General features: G+C 61.7%; 12 protein-coding genes. 4 read left to right on the top strand and 8 right to left on the bottom strand.

The genetic code is table 11. The annotated features are described in order from the left end of the window. Window positions 1-21: 21 nt before the first annotated feature. The 4 genes from J1G37_RS25950 to lexA are packed head-to-tail and all read right to left on the bottom strand — an operon-like array spanning window position 22 to window position 5,744. Window positions 22-3,114: an error-prone DNA polymerase gene (locus J1G37_RS25950; protein WP_207046351.1), complete on the bottom strand. Its 3,093-nt coding sequence runs from the start codon at window positions 3,112-3,114 to the stop codon at window positions 22-24. Further along, the gene (locus J1G37_RS25945) at window positions 3,090-4,505 is read right to left on the bottom strand and encodes a DNA polymerase Y family protein (protein WP_207046350.1); all 1,416 of its coding nucleotides are present in this window, start codon (window positions 4,503-4,505) and stop codon (window positions 3,090-3,092) included. Before J1G37_RS25945 ends, J1G37_RS25950 begins: the two co-directional genes overlap by 25 nt. A 7-nt stretch (window positions 4,506-4,512) precedes the next feature. Then, entirely contained in the window at window positions 4,513-5,127 is a 615-nt protein-coding gene (imuA, locus tag J1G37_RS25940) for a translesion DNA synthesis-associated protein ImuA (protein ID WP_207046349.1), read from the bottom strand. Continuing rightward, window positions 5,127-5,744, bottom strand: coding sequence for a transcriptional repressor LexA (gene lexA / locus J1G37_RS25935; RefSeq protein ID WP_207046347.1), 618 nt, complete (start codon window positions 5,742-5,744; stop codon window positions 5,127-5,129). Before lexA ends, imuA begins: the two co-directional genes overlap by 1 nt. 201 nt (window positions 5,745-5,945) lie before the next feature. Between lexA and J1G37_RS25930 the strand changes: the two genes are divergently transcribed. Both J1G37_RS25930 and J1G37_RS25925 read left to right on the top strand, forming a co-directional pair. Then, window positions 5,946-10,649 (top strand): RHS repeat-associated core domain-containing protein, encoded by a 4,704-nt coding sequence (locus J1G37_RS25930; protein WP_242551736.1) that lies wholly within the window; start codon window positions 5,946-5,948, stop codon window positions 10,647-10,649. A gap of 1 nt (window position 10,650) precedes the next feature. Then, a complete protein-coding gene (locus J1G37_RS25925) occupies window positions 10,651-10,965 on the top strand; it encodes a hypothetical protein (protein WP_207046345.1) in 315 nt (104 codons plus the stop codon). 61 nt (window positions 10,966-11,026) lie between these two features. Here the strand turns inward: J1G37_RS25925 and J1G37_RS25920 are convergent, their stop codons facing one another. Next, window positions 11,027-11,614 (bottom strand): NUDIX domain-containing protein, encoded by a 588-nt coding sequence (locus tag J1G37_RS25920; protein ID WP_207046343.1) that lies wholly within the window; start codon window positions 11,612-11,614, stop codon window positions 11,027-11,029. An 11-nt stretch (window positions 11,615-11,625) separates the two neighbouring features. Beyond that, window positions 11,626-12,483 carry an SDR family oxidoreductase gene (locus tag J1G37_RS25915; RefSeq protein WP_207046341.1) on the bottom strand — a complete coding sequence of 286 codons (858 nt, stop codon included), beginning with the start codon at window positions 12,481-12,483 and terminating at the stop codon, window positions 11,626-11,628. A gap of 162 nt (window positions 12,484-12,645) precedes the next feature. On the opposite strand from J1G37_RS25915, the gene J1G37_RS25910 reads away from it, so the two are divergent. Beyond that, window positions 12,646-13,572, top strand: coding sequence for an alpha/beta hydrolase (locus tag J1G37_RS25910; RefSeq protein WP_207046339.1), 927 nt, complete (start codon window positions 12,646-12,648; stop codon window positions 13,570-13,572). Between the two features lie 192 nt (window positions 13,573-13,764). On the opposite strand, the gene J1G37_RS25905 is transcribed toward J1G37_RS25910, so the two are convergent. Then, window positions 13,765-14,925 carry an alpha-hydroxy acid oxidase gene (locus J1G37_RS25905; protein WP_207046337.1) on the bottom strand — a complete coding sequence of 387 codons (1,161 nt, stop codon included), beginning with the start codon at window positions 14,923-14,925 and terminating at the stop codon, window positions 13,765-13,767. A 121-nt stretch (window positions 14,926-15,046) separates the two neighbouring features. Between J1G37_RS25905 and J1G37_RS25900 the strand changes: the two genes are divergently transcribed. Continuing rightward, window positions 15,047-15,832 (top strand): DeoR/GlpR family DNA-binding transcription regulator, encoded by a 786-nt coding sequence (locus tag J1G37_RS25900; RefSeq protein ID WP_207046335.1) that lies wholly within the window; start codon window positions 15,047-15,049, stop codon window positions 15,830-15,832. A 60-nt stretch (window positions 15,833-15,892) separates the two neighbouring features. On the opposite strand, the gene J1G37_RS25895 is transcribed toward J1G37_RS25900, so the two are convergent. Then, the gene (locus tag J1G37_RS25895) at window positions 15,893-16,099 is read right to left on the bottom strand and encodes a PLDc N-terminal domain-containing protein (protein ID WP_017737271.1); all 207 of its coding nucleotides are present in this window, start codon (window positions 16,097-16,099) and stop codon (window positions 15,893-15,895) included. Between the last annotated feature and the right edge of the window lie 56 nt (window positions 16,100-16,155).

Here is a 16,155-nt window from a genome sequence, read left to right as displayed (position 1 = left end):
ACCGCGCAGCCACCACCGGCCTCAGTGAAAATCCCGGCTGCGCACATTGATCCCATCCAGCAGCGGCGTGAGGTCGGTCAAGCGTCCGGCGATCAGGTGCCGCACCTCGCCCACCGCTTCCCAGCGCCCATCCACTTTCAGCAGCCGCGAGCCCACCAGTGCCTGGCGTTGGCGCTCGGCCAGGTCGCGCCAGACCACCACATTGAGGTTGCCGAACTCGTCCTCCAGGGTGACAAAGGTCACACCGCTTGCCGTGCCGGGCCGCTGACGACCGGTGACCAACCCCGCCACGCTGACATTGCGCCCATGCGCCACCGCCATCAGCTCCTCGGAGCTACGGCAGCGCCGTTTGCGCAATTCATCGCGCAGCAACGCCAGCGGATGCGGGCCCAGGGTGGTGCCGACCGTCGCGTAATCCGCCTGCACGTCCTCGCCCACCGTCGGCGCTGGCAGTTCGACCGGCGCTTCGTCGGGACTGGGCAGGCCGGCAAACAGCCCGAGCTGCTTGTGCACCCCGGCCACCTCCCAACGCGCTGCATGCCGGTTGCCCGCCAAGGCACGCAAGGCACCGGCATCCGCCAGCAAGGCCTGGGCGCGGGCATCCAACCCGGCGCGTTCGTCCAGGTCCGCAATGTCGCTGAACAGGCGACGTTGGCGCGCCGCCTCGATGCGCCGCCCATCTTCCTCGCGAAACCCCGCGATCATGCGCAAGCCCATGCGAATCGCCGGTTGCGCGCCGTCGATAGGCTCCAGGCTGCAATCCCAGTCGCTGGCCTGCACATCCACCGGGCGGATCTGCAAGTGATGGCGCCGCGCGTCTTGCAGGATCTGGTCCGGGCTGTAGAAGCCCATGGGCCAGCTGTTGATCAGCGCACAGGCGAACGCCGCCGGTTCGTGGCACTTGAGCCAGCAACTGGCGTAGGTCAGCAAGGCGAAACTGGCCGCGTGGGACTCGGGAAAGCCATAACTGCCAAAGCCCTTGATCTGCTCGAAGATCTGCGCGGCAAAAGCCTCGCTGTAGCCGTTTTTCAGCATGCCCGTGCGCAGGCGCGCCTGATGCGGTTCCAGGCCACCGTGGCGCTTCCACGCGGCCATGGAGCGGCGCAACTGGTCCGCCTCGCCGGGGCCGTAATCGGCGGCAACCATGGCGATCTGCATGACCTGTTCCTGGAACAGCGGGATGCCCAGGGTGCGTTCCAGCACCGCTTTCAACTCCGGCGAGGGATAGGTGGTCTCCTCCTCTTTATTCCGCCGTCGCAGGTACGGATGCACCATGCCGCCCTGGATCGGCCCCGGGCGCACAATCGCCACTTCGATCACCAAGTCGTAGAACGTCTGCGGCTTCAGGCGCGGCAACATCGACATCTGCGCCCGCGACTCGATCTGGAACACACCGATGGTATCGGCCTTGCTGATCATCGCGTAGGTGGCCGGGTCTTCCTTGGGAATGCTCGCCAACGCCAGGTCCAGATGACGATGGCGGCGCAACAGGTCGAAGCAGCGGCGGATCGCACTGAGCATGCCGAGGGCGAGGATATCCACCTTGAGCAGGCCGACGGCGTCGAGGTCGTCCTTGTCCCACTGGATGATGGTGCGTTCGGCCATGGCCGCGTTTTCCACCGGCACCAGGGTGTCCAGCGGGTATTCGGAAATCACGAAGCCGCCGGGGTGCTGGGACAGGTGCCGGGGGAAACCGATCAATTGCTGGGTCAGCGTCAGTACGCGGCGCAGGATCGGGCTGTCAGGGTCGAAGCCGCCCTCACGCAGACGCTCCAGGGGCGGCGCCTCATCGCTCCAGCGCCCGCAGCACTCGGCCAGGGCGTTGACCTGATCCGGTGGCAAGCCCAGAGCCTTGGCCACGTCGCGCACCGCGCCGGCGCCGTGGTAGCTGCTGACCACCGCGGTCAGCGCCGCGCGTGTACGGCCGTAGCGCTGGAACACGTACTGCAGCACTTCTTCGCGGCGCTCGTGTTCGAAGTCCACGTCGATGTCCGGCGGCTCGTTGCGCTCGCGCGACAGGAAGCGCTCGAACAGCATGTTCATCAGGCTCGGGTTGATCTCGGTGATGCCCAAGGCAAAACACACCGCCGAGTTGGCCGCCGAGCCCCGGCCCTGGCACAGGATCGAACGGCTGCGGGCGAAGCGCACGATATCGTGCACGGTGAGGAAGTAGCTTTCGTAGCCCAGCTCGCTGATCAGCTCCAGTTCGTTGTTGATCTGCTGCGAGGTCTTTGCATCGACGCCCTGGGGCCAGCGCTGGGCGATGCCCTCTTCGGTCACGGCGCGCAGCCAGGATTTGGCGTCATGGCCGGCGGGCACCAGCTCGCGCGGGTAGTGGTAGCGCAACTGGCTGAGGTCGAAGGTGCAACGGCGGGCGATGGTTTCGGTTTCGTCGAGCAAGGCTTGCGGGTACAACGCGGCCAGGGCGTCGAGGCTGCGCAGGTGCCGCTCGCCGTTGGGATGCAGGCGCGTGCCGGCTTCGGCCACCGGCACGTGATGGCGGATGGCGGTCATGGTGTCTTGCAGGGCGCGGCGGCCACGGGCATGCATGTGTACATCGCCGCAAGCCACGGCCGGGAGTTGCAGGCTGGCGGCCAGTTGCAGGCGTTGGTGCAAGTGACGCGCATCGTCCTGGCCACAATGCAGCTGCACCGCCAGCCACAGGCGGTCGGCGAAGGTGTGGCGCAGCCATTGGATATCGGCCTGGGTGTCGTTGTCTGCGGCGATCCACAGTGCCAACAGGCCGGGCAACGGTTGGTCGAAGTCCTCTCGCAGCAGGCGATAACTGCCCTTTTCGGCGCGACGCCGGGCCAGGGTGATCAAGCGGCACAGCTGCTGGTAGCCGCTGAGATTTTCCACCAGCAGCACCACTTTCGGGCCGTTCTCGATGCGCATCTCGCTGCCGATAATCAGCGGCAACTCCACCGCTTTCGCTGCCTGCCACGCCCGCACAATCCCCGCCAGGGTGCATTCATCGGTGATCGCCAGGGCGCTGTAGCCCTGATGCTTGGCCCGCTCGAACAGCTCCAGCGCCGTGGACGCACCGCGCTGGAAGCTGAAATTGGACAGGCAATGCAGCTCGGCGTAACTCATGCAAACCAGCCTTGCAGCCACAGCCCATCGTTGTGACCCACGGTGCGATAGGCCCAACCTTGTTGGCCGGCGCGGGTCTGGATCAGGTAGTAGTCGCGGCGGATATCCGCACCGTCCCACCAGCCGGATTCGATACGTTCCGGGCCCATGAGGATCTGGAGGCCCTGCTCGGCGAGCAAGGTCGGTTCGCTCAGCAACCAGCCGGGGCGCTGGACGTTATCCAGGGTTGGGCTGGGGCGACTGTCGGCCGCTGCTTGCCAGGCGCATTCGGGGCGGTGGTCGCCATGAAAACGCAGGCCCTGCACCGCGTCATCCCCCAACCGTGCGCGCAGGCGTTCACGCAATTGCTCCCAGGGCAGGGTTTGGTGCGGGCGGTCGTCGAACAGGTCCTGGCGTTGCGGCACAAACACCGGCAAATCCTCGGCCACCAGGCGAAAGCCGCGCACCGGTGAGGTCACCTGCACTTGCTCCAGGCGCCCACGGGCCAGTTCAAACAGCATCGCCGGTTCACGCTCGGCGCTGAGCAGGCCGACCTTGATCACGCTGTCGGGGGCCTGGGCGTGTTCCAGGTGCAGGTCGAAACGCTGCACGCCACTGTCGCGCCCGCAGAGGAAGGCGGACAAATCGCCGGTCAAGCGGCGCAAGGGAAACAGCAGCGCTTGATGGGATTGCACATCGAAATTCAACTCGATGCGCACATCGAACTGATCCGGTGGCTGATAAAACGCCAAGGCCAACGGACGCTGCCCGCTCAGGGCGTCCAGGTGCTTGAGCAGGCTGGCGTCAAAGCGTCGCGCCAGCGTATGCCGGGGCAACGCCTGCACCTGGGCCAGGGTACGCAGGCCCATGCGCGACAACGCCGTGGCCGCCTGCGGGTCAAGGCCGGCGCGGTCGATGGGCAGCGGCGCCAGGGCTTGCATCAAGCGTTCATCATCGGCCACGGCCAGGCCGTCGTAGAGATTGGCCAGCACCCGCGCTGCGGCCGGGTTGGGCGCGGCGACGATGCGGTGACGAAAGCCCAGTTCCGTCAGTTCTGCGCGCAAACGCGCTTCGAACTGCGGCCACGGGCCGAACAAGCCCAGGCTCGACTCGATCTCGAACAACAAGGCGCGCGGGTAATACAGGCTGACCTGGGAGCTGAAACGATAGGCCCAGGCCGCGAGGAATTGCTGCCAGCGCTCGATCTCGGCGGGATCGTATTCGGCGCTGGCAAACGTCTTGGCCAGGGCATGGGCCGCCGTCAGCGACTGGCCTGGACGCAGGCCCAGGGCGCGGGCGGCGTCATTGACGGTTTGCAGCACGCGGCGTTGCGGCGTGCCAGCCAGCAGGGCCAGGGGCTGGTCCGGTTCGGGGTGCGCACGCTGCACCCCGTCCAGCGCCAATTGCGGGAAGACAATACACACCCAGCGCATGCCAACCTCAGTGCCCGGCCAGGGCAATCGGCGCCGGATGGGCCAGGCCGCCACGGCACTTGAGCACCCGCACTTGCGCGGGCTTGGCCTCGACCGCCAGACGCAAGGCAGCGGGCGATGAATTGATCGCCTCACTTATAGAACGCCAGGCAAACGCCAGGGTCTGCCCGGTTTCCGCCGCCACCTGCAAGCGGCGCAACGCGCGATCATCGGCCTTGCGCGGCCAGCACAACACCGCGCCGCAACTGCCGGAGCGCAGACATTGCTCCACCGCCCACAGCGCATCACGTTCCTCGGCCTGGATCACCGAGAGCAGGCGCAAATCCACCCCGGCGTTCTGCCAGGCATGGGGGTACGGCGTGTAGGGCGGCGCCACCAACACAATGCGCTCGCCGGCCTTGGATAAGCGCGCCAATGTGGGCAGTACCAATTGCAACTCGCCGACGCCCTCCTTGGCCATGAGAATTTCGCTCAAGGCCGCCTCCGGCCAACCGCCGCTGGACAACACCGCGTCCAGCGCCTTGAGCCCCGTGGGGTGCAAACTGGCTGGCGGCGCGGCGGGCCGCCCCTTCCAGATGCGGCCGCCATTGAACAGCGTGTCCAGTGCAACGACGGCGCCCATCAGCCTTGCCTCACCAGGCCGCAGAACACCCCTTCGATTGCCAGGTCCTGATCAGGCTTGACCACGATAGGTTGATACGCAGGGTTGCGCGGCAGCAAGCGCACGCTGTCGCCATGGCGTTCGAAACGCTTGATGGTCACTTCGCCGTCCAGGCGCGCCACCACAATCTGCCCGTTCAAGGCTTCGGCGCTGCGGCGTACGCCCACCAGGTCGCCGTCGAGGATGCCGTCTTCGATCATCGAATCGCCCTGCACCCGCAGCAGGTAGTCCGGGGTTTTCGCGAAGGTGGCGGGGTCCAGTTGCAGGCGGCTGTGCACGTCGGCATCGGCGCCAATCGGCAAGCCCGCCGCGACACGGCCGAGCACCGGCACATCCAGCCACTCCGGCCGCACCGGCTGGTTGAGCAAGCGAATGCCACGCGCCTGGTTGGGGTTGACCTCGATAAAACCGGCTTCGGTCAACGCCAGCACATGCTTGCGCGCCACGCTGCGCGAGGCAAAACCGAACGCCTCGGCGATCTCGGCGAGGCTGGGGGGCTGGCCCTGCTGCGCGATACGGTCGCGGATAAAGGTCAGGATGGCGGTACGGCGGGGGGTTAGAGTCGTCATGGAGTACATTTGTACTCCTGTGGGAAATTTCTGACAATAGCCGCCAGTCGTATGGCGGCACACAAGGGCTGTCGAAACATCCCACGTGACCGCCGGATTAGCTCTACTCACCTGCCCTGAAAACCTCTGCAAAGTCCTTCGCCTGATTTCACCGTGCGAGGGATTGCAGATGGATATTGTTGTGAATGCACTGATTACTGGGGCTGTCACTTGACTCCGGTCATCGCCAGCTTTGTCCTGGCCCCAATGGATGGCGAAAAGCCGGATGTCGAAAGCGTCCTGCGCGATTTCCGCAATTGCCTGAACACCTTCGATAAATGGGCTGATAACTACTGGACTCGCTCGGCGCTGGAAGTCGAGCAGGTATTCAAGGTTGGCGAAGAGGTCACTCTCGTCGCACCGGCGTCGTCAGAAAAGCCCAGTAGTACGACTGCCGTCTGCAAGGCCCAAGGCTCGCTGACCCTGGTGCACATGTTCGAAAGCACGCGGTTCGTGCCCATCGGCAACACACCGGTGATGCTGCAAGCGCTTGCGCAGGACAAAAGCCCGATAGGTGCGCCTATCCCACACACCATCGGCCCCAGCGGGATTCTTGAAATCAAGGACTGCACCCGCGACCAGCTCTACCAAATCACCTTTTATCCCAACGTTTCCAAGGATCACGTCAAGGCGCTGTATGCGTCTTATCAGTCGGTGATCAGCGGGCTGGAAAGTCAGCTGCGCGATGAGTGGACAAAGACCTTCAAAGCCCAATGGGACGCCTTTGCCAACGCCACGCCTTTAGAGCGCAGTGTGAAGCAAGGCATTGGGTTTACGAAGGGGTTTGGCATTGCGCTCTACAACCTTTGGAGCAATTTCACACAACTGTATGAACTGCTGAGTGACCTCAAGGCCAACAGCAAGAAGTTGCTGAAATACATGTCCGCAAGCGAACTGAATCAGCTGCTGGCACTGGGCAAGGACGCGCTCGCCAAGGGGCTGTTGGTGCTCAGTGATGAACCGCTGCTGTTCATCTATCTGTCAGCGGCGGTCAGCTGGATACGCATGCTGCCGCCGCCGCAGATGTACGAATTGCTGGGCAAGATCACCGGCGACGTGCTGATCAATCTGCTTCTGGTGTGGGCAACGCGGGGCATGGGGGTGCAGATACGTCTGGGTGCCCAGGTATTGGAGCGCATCAAGTCTGCTCAAGCGCGTAAGTGGTTGCAGATGTTGGCTGATCAGGTAGTGGGGCCGAAGTTGGACGCGCATGTCGAGGCGTCGAAGCCGTTGTTGCTGGGGGGGCCGGCGACGGCGATCAAGACGATCCCGGATGCGCCGTTGAAGGCTGGGGATCAGTTGGTTTCGAATCCGGTGCCGGTAGTGCGGGGAAAGGTTAAACAGCAGACCGTGTTGGTACGGCAGGAACATGTTGATGATGTGCCTGCTTCCGGCAGGAATGCCAACGGTGATGCGGCTGCTTCTGCGGACAAAACCGTCACCAACGGTTGCCCGGTGTCGATGGTCACCGGGGAGGAATTGCTCACCCTCACTGACGGCACGCTCGACGGGATCTTGCCGTTCGAGTGGACACGGTTGTATCGCACCAGTGCGGTGGACGTGGATTGCGGGCTGGGGTTTGGCTGGAGTCATGCGCTGGCCCACAGGCTTTGTGTTTCGGGCGATTCGGTGGAGTGGACGGATCATGAGAATCGCTCAACGGTTTTTCCCTTGCCTACGATGTCTCGGCCGGCGATTACCAATAGCCTGGCCGAAGCGGCGATTTATCTCGGTACTTTGCCTGACGAGTTGGTACTGGCCCAGGCGTCGCGTTTCTACCACTTCCGTGAGGGTTTGCTGACAGCCATCAGCGATGCGTATGACAACCGGCTGCGCATTTCCCGGGATCTGTTGGGGCGCATCGAGCGGCTGGACAACGGTGTCGGGCGTTCGCTGTTTTTGCGCTATTCGGCTGACCGCATCGTGGCGGTGGATTACCAGATTCAGCGGGCCGAGGGTTCTGATCCCTACGTCTGGGTAACCGAGTACAGCGTTGTTTCCTACGCCTATGACGACCTTGGCCGGTTGGTTTCGGCGACCAATGCCGTAGGCGAAAGCGAGGTTTATCGCTACGACGATCAGCACGTGATTCTTGAGCGTGGGTTGGCCGGTGGGGCGAGTTTCTTTTGGGAGTGGGAACGGTCTGGCAAGGCGGCGCGGTGCGTCCGCCATTGGGCAAGCTTTGCGCAGATGGATACGCGCTATGCCTGGGGGGACGACGGGCGGGTCACGGTGTTTAACGCCGATGGTAGCCAGGAGGTTTACGCCCACGATCAACGGGCGCGGTTGGTGCAGCGGGTTGATCCGGATGGCGCGACGCACTTCAAGTCCTACGATGACAAGGGCCGGCTGACGGTCGAGCAAGACCCGCTGGGCGCGGTGACGGCGTATCAGTACGACGACGCCGGACGTTTGGTGGCGTTGTTTCCGGGGGATGATGAGCCGACGTCCTACGAGCATGACAACGGCTTCGTACGGGTTGTGCGGCGGGGTGAAGCGGTTTGGAAGTACGAGCGTAATGATCAGGGTGACGTTACGCGTAGGACTGATCCAGACGGCAATGTCACGGACTACAGCTACAACAAATACGGGCAACTGACGGGGGTTTGGTATCCCGATCACAGCTGCCATCGGCTGGTGTGGAATGAACGTGGGCAGTTGGTTGAGGAACAACTGCCGGATGGCGGTATCAAGCGTTTTCGCTATGACGATGTTGGACGCCAGGTTGCCCGCGAGGATGAACACGGTGCGCTGACCCAGTACCAGTGGGACAGCCTGGGTCGGTTGATTCGTGTGGTCCTGCCGGGCGGTGCCACGCGGGAATACAGCTACAACGCCTACGGAAAAATCACCGCTGAATGCGATGAATTGGGGCATATCACCCGCTACGAATACGCCGATGGCCTACACCTCATCAGTCGGCGGATTAACGCTGACGGCACCCAGGTCAAATACCGCTACGACAACGTGCGGCTACTGCTGACCGAGATCGAAAACGAAGTCGGCGAAATCTATGGATTGCAGTACCACCCCAACGGCCTGATCCAACAGGAAACCGGCTTCGACGGCCAACGCACGGCCTACGTCTACGACCTCAACGGCAACCTGCAGGAAAAAACCGAGCACGGCGATGACGGCAGTCAACTCGTCACCCGTTACGAGCGCGACTTCGCCGGGCGCCTCGTACGAAAAAACCTGCCCGACGGCAACACCGTCGATTACACCTACGACCGCCAAGGCAACCTCCTTAGCGTCGAAGACGGCCACTGGTCATTGGCCTACGAATACGACCGACAAAACCGCCTCACCGCCGAGCACCAAGGCTGGGGCACCTTGCGCTACGGCTACGACGCCTGCGGCCAACTGCAACACCTGCGCTTGCCCGACAACAACCGCGTCACTTTCAACCACGGCAAGGGCGGCCACCTCACCACCGTCGAACTCAACGGCGAAACCCTCACCTCCCACCTGTTCAAAGCCGGCCAGGAACACCAGCGCCAGCAAGGCCAACTGCTCAGCCACTACCACTACGACGACCAGCAGCGCCTGCACGCCCACACCGTCACCCAACAGCAAAACCACCTCTACCGTCGTCAATACGACTACGACAAAACCGGCAACCTGACCCGCATCCTCGACACGCGTAAAGGCGAACATCACTACAGCTATGCCCCACTAAATCGCCTAACCCGCGCCGACCATTCCCAGGATCACCAGGAACGTTTCGCCCACGATCCGGCCGGCAATCTACTGATGCAAAACCGCCCCGGTCCAGACATCGTCGCGGGCAATCGGTTGATGATCCAGGGGGACCGGCACTACGACTATGACGCATTTGGCAACCTGATCCGTGAACGGCGCGGCAAGGGCCATCAACTCGTCACCGAATACCGCTACGACTGTCAGCACCGCTTGATCGCCGTCACCACCCCCACCGGACAAACCGCCAGCTACCGCTACGACCCGTTTGGCCGACGCATCAGCAAAACCGTTGACGGCCTGACGACCGAATTCTTCTGGCAAGGCGACAAACTGATCGCCGAACACCACGCAGATCGCCATCGCAGCTACCTCTACGAACCCAACAGCTTCCGCCCGCTGGCCCTGCTGGAACGCTTCGGCCCCAAAGCCACCCAGCCCTACCACTACCAACTGGACCACCTCGGCACACCCCAGGAACTGACAACCCCTGACGGCGAAATCGTCTGGTCCGCCCACTACCGTGCCTACGGAGAAATCACCCGTCTCGACGTAGGTAAAGTCGACAACCCGCTGCGCTTCCAGGGCCAATACTTCGACGCGGAAAGCGGGCTGCACTACAACCGGCATCGCTACTACAATCCGGATATTGGTCGCTACCTGACGCCGGATCCGGTGAAGTTGGCGGGTGGGATCAATGCTTACCAGTACACGCTTAATCCAACGGGGTGGGTTGATCCGTTAGGTTTAAGCACTTGTCCGGGTGAAAAAGGGTGCACGCAATTACTCGGAGTTGAAAATCCTGCACGACAACATAACGCCGATGAGGATGCACCACCTTTACCGGCTGCACACTACCGCTTCCCAAGTGATCCGAATGATTTAACAGCTGTCTTGGGCGTAGACCCTAAAGCCTCCAAGACGAAGCACGATACTCAAAGAATGGAATGGAAACCCAACAGCGATACTCGAATAAGGTTTGAAAGCCATCCAGGAGATAAAGGCCCCTATGCGCCAAGACATCATGGAGAGCACTACCACATAGAACTCAAACCAAATAATTTGAGTTGGAATCAGGCTGAAAAACAAAAACTGTTATTGAAGGTAAAACCCGAAAATTATGACCCCGGGCACGGGACAGGCTTCTTGCCGGGCGAACGACACCCAGGAATCTGACATGACAAAATTCCCCGTCTCTGATGGAACAATTGAAAAAATAACCTGCAACCGAAATACCCTGTTGATGGAGTTCACAGACTGGCAAGAAAAATCATGGGTGATAACTTTTGACGGTCTCATCGCATTTCAAGGTGTGAGCGCTGTTGGCGCAGAAATATGCGATATGTACGAAGAGAAAAACTCGTTTCTTTCCAAAGAGGCAGAACGGCTGGAGCTAGGTGAGACAGGAATCAGCTACTGCTTCACATCAAGCAACGGTGGAGAGGTGATATTTATAGTGGTTGCTGGCGGCTACAGTGCAATGGAGATTTAAACCTTCCTAGTGCCCAAAAGCCTGTGGTGAGCAAGCTTGCTCGCTCACCACAAAACCCGCACTACCACCCCTCCTTCAACACCCTCAACTCCAAACACTGCAACAACATAATCGTCTTCCCATCCACAATCTCCCCGCTCTGCACCATCCCCAGCGCCTGCTCAAACCCCAGCTCCAGCACCTCGATATCCTCACCCTCCTCTACCAACCCACCACCCGATCCCACTCGGTCCCCCGGCTGATATTCCCCCAAAAAGAAATGAATCCGCTCCGTCACCGACCCCGGGCTCATGAACGCGGCATACACCTTCTCCACATGCCCCACGCGATAGCCCGTCTCTTCTTCCGCTTCAAGGCGAATGCGTTCTTCGGGGCTGGCGTTGTCGAGCAGCCCGGCGGCGGTTTCGATCAGGTAGCCGGGGTAGTCGTTGACGAAAGTGGGCATGCGGAACTGGCGGATCAGCAACACGGTGCGCTGCTCGCGGTTGTACAGCAGGATCGTCGCGCCATTGCCGCGGTCGTACACCTCGCGGGTCTGGGCTTGCCAGGTGCCGTCGCGGCGGCGCAGGTCGAAGCTGTATTTTTTCAGCAGGTACCAGTTGTCCGAGAGGGTCTCTTCGGCGGTGATGCGAACGGGGCTTTGGTTCATGGTTGGTTTTCTCACGAAAGGGGAAGCGCTTGTTTGATGCTATCCCAGGCGGCTGCAACTTCTTGCGCAGTGCCCGCTTTGATCCGTGCCAGGTCGCGCGGGTAGTCCACGCCGGGGTTTTCGGTGAAGCGCGTGGCGGTGAATTGGCCGTTGCTGGCGCGCAGGATATAACCCGTGTCCTCGCACTGCGCCGATGCCAGGAACACCACGCCCGGCGTCACCCACTCGGGTTTGAGTTCGTCCGGCGCCTCGGTCACGCCCCACATGCGTGTCTTGGCCACCGGTGAGATCGCGTTGACCCGAATCCCCGCTTGCGCGCCTTCATGGCCCAGCGCATTCATGATCCCCAGTTGTGCCATCTTGCCGGCACTGTAGGCCACCAGGCCAGTCTGCTCGTACTGCGCGTACATGGCGCGGTCGGAGGTGGTGAGGATGATGCGCGGCGCGCTGGATTGCAGCAGGTGTGGCCAGGCGTGCTTGCACAGCCACAGCGGGGCGTAGAGGTTGATGTCCATGGCGCGTTGCAGGAACGCGGCGTCGAGGTCTTCGATGCTTTGGTAACCCACCCAGCCAGCGTTGTGAATCAGGATGTCGAGTTGGCCAAAGGCTTCGATCGTCGCGTGGACCAGTTGCCGGCAACCGTCATCCGTGGACAGGTCGCCACTGTGGCCGATCACATTCAGGCCTTCGGCCTGCAGTGCAGCGGCAGCGGCCTGGGCCACCGTCCCATCGTTGCCGGAGCCCACCGTGTCGGCGCCGATATCACTGATGACCACCCGCGCCCCGCCCTGGGCCAACGCCCGTACATAGCTGAGCCCCAATCCGCGTGCACCGCCGGTGACGATGGCTGTCTTGCCGGTGAAATCCATGTGCTTGCCCTCCTGTTTGGCCGACCACCCTAACAATCCCTGCATGCATTGTTCAATGCTGTAACACTTTGCAAGCAATGCCCATGAACGGCCGTCGAATTAATTCCTTCGGCGGCGGGCCTTCTGTTAAAAACCCTGCTTCACCTTTGCCCTGGAACCTTCATGTCTTCACGTTTTCTCTCGCGCCTGCGCCTGCGCTGGTTGCCCTTGTTGTGCATGGCGCTGTTGATCGTCGGCCTGCCGGTGGGTTGCAGCGTGCTGCAACAAAAAGAACGCGAACTGGTATTTCGTATCGAACCGGGCACCGCCGGCTGGTACACCGGCCTGCCCAAGGCCGTGCAGGAGTTCGAACTCAAGCCCGCCAGTTTCAAGTCAGGGCAGAACATCCATGCCTGGTGGTACCCGGCGGCCAAGAAGGACGCGCCCGCGATCCTCTACCTGCACGGCGTGCGCTGGAACCTCACCGGGCAGCTGTTTCGCATCGAGCAATTGCACGCCCTGGGCTACTCGGTGCTGGCCATCGACTATCGCGGTTTCGGCCAGAGCCACGGCGAGCTGCCGTCGGAAACCACGGTGTACGAAGATGCGCGCATCGCCTGGGAACGCTTCCAGACCCTGCAACCTGACCCGAGCAAACGCCTGATCTATGGACATTCCCTCGGCGGTGCAGTGGCCATCGACCTCGCAGCCGAGCTGGGCAAGCAGGTGCCGTTGCCGGTGCGTGGGTTGGTGATCGAATCCACCTTTACGTCGCTGGCGGATGTGGCCACCGCCGTGGCGAATACCTCGCTGCCGGTGCGCTGGTTGCTGTCGCAGAAGTTCGATTCCATCGACAAGATCGCCGATATCCATATGCCGCTGCTGGTGGTGCATGGCCTCGATGATCGCTATGTGCCGCCGCGTTTCAGCGAGCAATTGTTCAAAGCCGCCCAGGAACCCAAGCGTTTGTTGCTGGTGCCCGGCGCCAGCCATAACAACAGCATGAGCCTGGCCGGTCGCAGTTATGGCCAGGCGCTGGACAAACTGATGCAAGCGCAGATGCCGGCCCAGGTGGTGACGCACTCCACAGGCCGCAACGGCGACTCGTAAAAGCGCTTTTCGGCACTGGGTTCGCGCTTGCGTGTCAAGCGCAAACCCTGGCCATACTGGCCCGCGTGGAAAGTTGATCAAATATTGACCTTTGGTTAAATCGCCATACCTGCCGGGGTCTTGCAAAGTTATCCACAGAGATACCCACGGTTTTCGTGGACAACTCTTTTTACTTTTTTACGATTTTTTTGCTCAGTAAATGCTTTCGGGAAATGTACCCGGCAGCAAAATCTCGCGATTCACATCGCGTATATCGTTATAGCCACACAGGGCCATCGTCACGTCCAGTTCGCGGGCAATGATGTCCAGGGCTTTGGTCACGCCCGCCTCGCCCATCGCGCCCAAACCATACAAGTGCGGGCGCCCGATCATGGTGCCTTTGGCCCCCAGTGCCATGGCCTTGAGCACGTCCTGGCCGGAACGGATACCACCGTCGAGCCACACTTCAATGCGTTCCCCTACCGCTTCGACAATCGCCGGCAATTGGCTGATGCTCGACGGCGCGCCGTCCAACTGACGACCGCCGTGATTGCTCACCACCAGCGCGTCCGCGCCGGCATTGGCTGCCAGCCGCGCGTCTTCCACATCGAGGATGCCCTTGATGATCAGCTTGCCGCCCCAGCACTTCTTGATCCACTCCACATCGTCCCAGCTCAGGCGCGGGTCGAATTGCTGGGCGGTCCACGACGACAGCGAACTCATGTCCGCCACGCCTTTGACATGCCCGACGATATTGCCGAACCCACGGCGCTGGGTGCCGAGCATGCCCATCACCCAGCGCGGCTTGGTGGCCATGTTGAGGATATTCGCCAGGGTCAGCTTGGGCGGCGCCGACAGGCCGTTGATCAGGTCCTTGTGGCGTTGCCCGAGGATTTGCAGGTCGAGGGTCAACACCAATGCGTCCACGCCAGCAGCCTTGGCCCGCTCGATCAGTTGTTCGATAAAGCTGCGGTCGCGCATCACATACAGCTGGAACCAGAACGGCTGGCCGACGTGTTCGGCAATGTCTTCCAGCGAACAGATGCTCATGGTCGACAAGGTATAACGCAGGCCAAACGCGGCGGCAGCGCGGGCGGTGAGAATCTCGCCATCGGCATGCTGCATACCGGCCAAACCGGTGGGCGCGAGGGCCACGGGCATCGCCATGTCCTGGCCGATCATGGTGGCGCGGATCGAGCGCTCATCGATATTGCGTGCCACCCGTTGGCGGAATTTGATGCGGGCAAAATCGCTTTCATTTGCCCGGTAAGTGCTTTCAGTCCAGGAGCCGGAATCGGCGTAGTCGTAGAACATCCTGGGCACACGTTTTTGCGCGAGCTTGCGTAAATCTTCGATGGTGGTGATCAACGACATCTGAGTGACCTCTCCCTAGGCTGAACACAGAGAGTAACCGCCCATCGGCGGCGCAACCAGCCATTGCGTTTACATCGGCGGGCGACTAATCTCGCACAAAACCGCATAAAGGCGCACAAACATGCACGACACCCATGCCGCCATCGACCTGCCTTCGTTGCGCAAACAGAAAATACTGTTGCTGCTGGAGCGCGACGGCAAAGTCACTGCCGCCGACTTGGTGGAGCACTTTGCGGTGTCCCCGGACACCATCCGCCGCGACCTCGGCGAACTCGCCGCCGCAGGCCTGTTGCAACGGGTACACGGTGGCGCCCTGCCCCGGCCCAAGGACACCGGCAAGGACTTCTTCACCCGCGTGGGCGAGACCAACGAAGCCAAGCGCCACCTCGCGCAACTGGCCGCCGACCGGGTCGAAGACGGCCAGATCGTGCTGTTCGATTCCGGCTCGACCACCTTGCAGATCGCCCAGTCACTGCCGCGCTCGATCCGCCTGACCGTGGTCACGCCGTCGCCGATGATCGCCATCGCGCTGGCGGACCATCCCGAGGTGAAAGTGATCCTCGCGGGCGGCCAGCTCAACCCGGCGACCTTGTCCACCAGCGGCCACGAAGCCGTGCGCCTGATTCAAAGCGTGAAGGCCGACCTGCTGTTTACCGGCGTGTGCGCGCTGCACCCGCAGGTTGGCATCACCTCCCTGCATTTTGATGAAGTGGCGGTCAAACAAGCCTTGCTCGACAGCGCCTCCCAGGTGATTGCGGTGACCATGGCCGACAAGCTCGGCGCGGTGGAACCCTTTGTGGTGGCGCCCTGCAGCCGCATTCACACGCTAATTACCGAGTGGCATGTGCCCAGTGTGGAGGCCTATGAACAGTTGGGGTTGGAAGTGCTGCGGGTGGAAGTCGAGTAGGTCATCACTCCAGAATGAAAACCGGCGCCTCAGAGGCGCCGGTATTTTTTCATGCCTGTCTCAGCCCTTGCGATGCTCCGGCATCTGGCGCTTGGGTCCGAACATCGCCCAGGCAATCAAGCCCAGCAGCGGCACGAAGATCAGGATCACCAGCCACAAGCCCTTGCTCTCCCAGCCCCCCGTGCTACGCAGTACGGTATTGATCGCCCACAACTCCAACACCAGCAGAATCACGGCCAAACCGATCCAGATATATTGAATTTCCATGCTTCACCTCCCAGGTCGTATGGGTTAGGTCAAGCATCGGCCGTGAGGGTTCATTA

The sequence above is a fragment of the Pseudomonas sp. Marseille-Q1929 genome, from assembly GCF_017316265.1.
Lineage (GTDB): Bacteria > Pseudomonadota > Gammaproteobacteria > Pseudomonadales > Pseudomonadaceae > Aquipseudomonas.
Note: the sequence above shows the minus strand (reverse complement) of the source record. Positions and strands in the feature narration are given on the sequence as shown.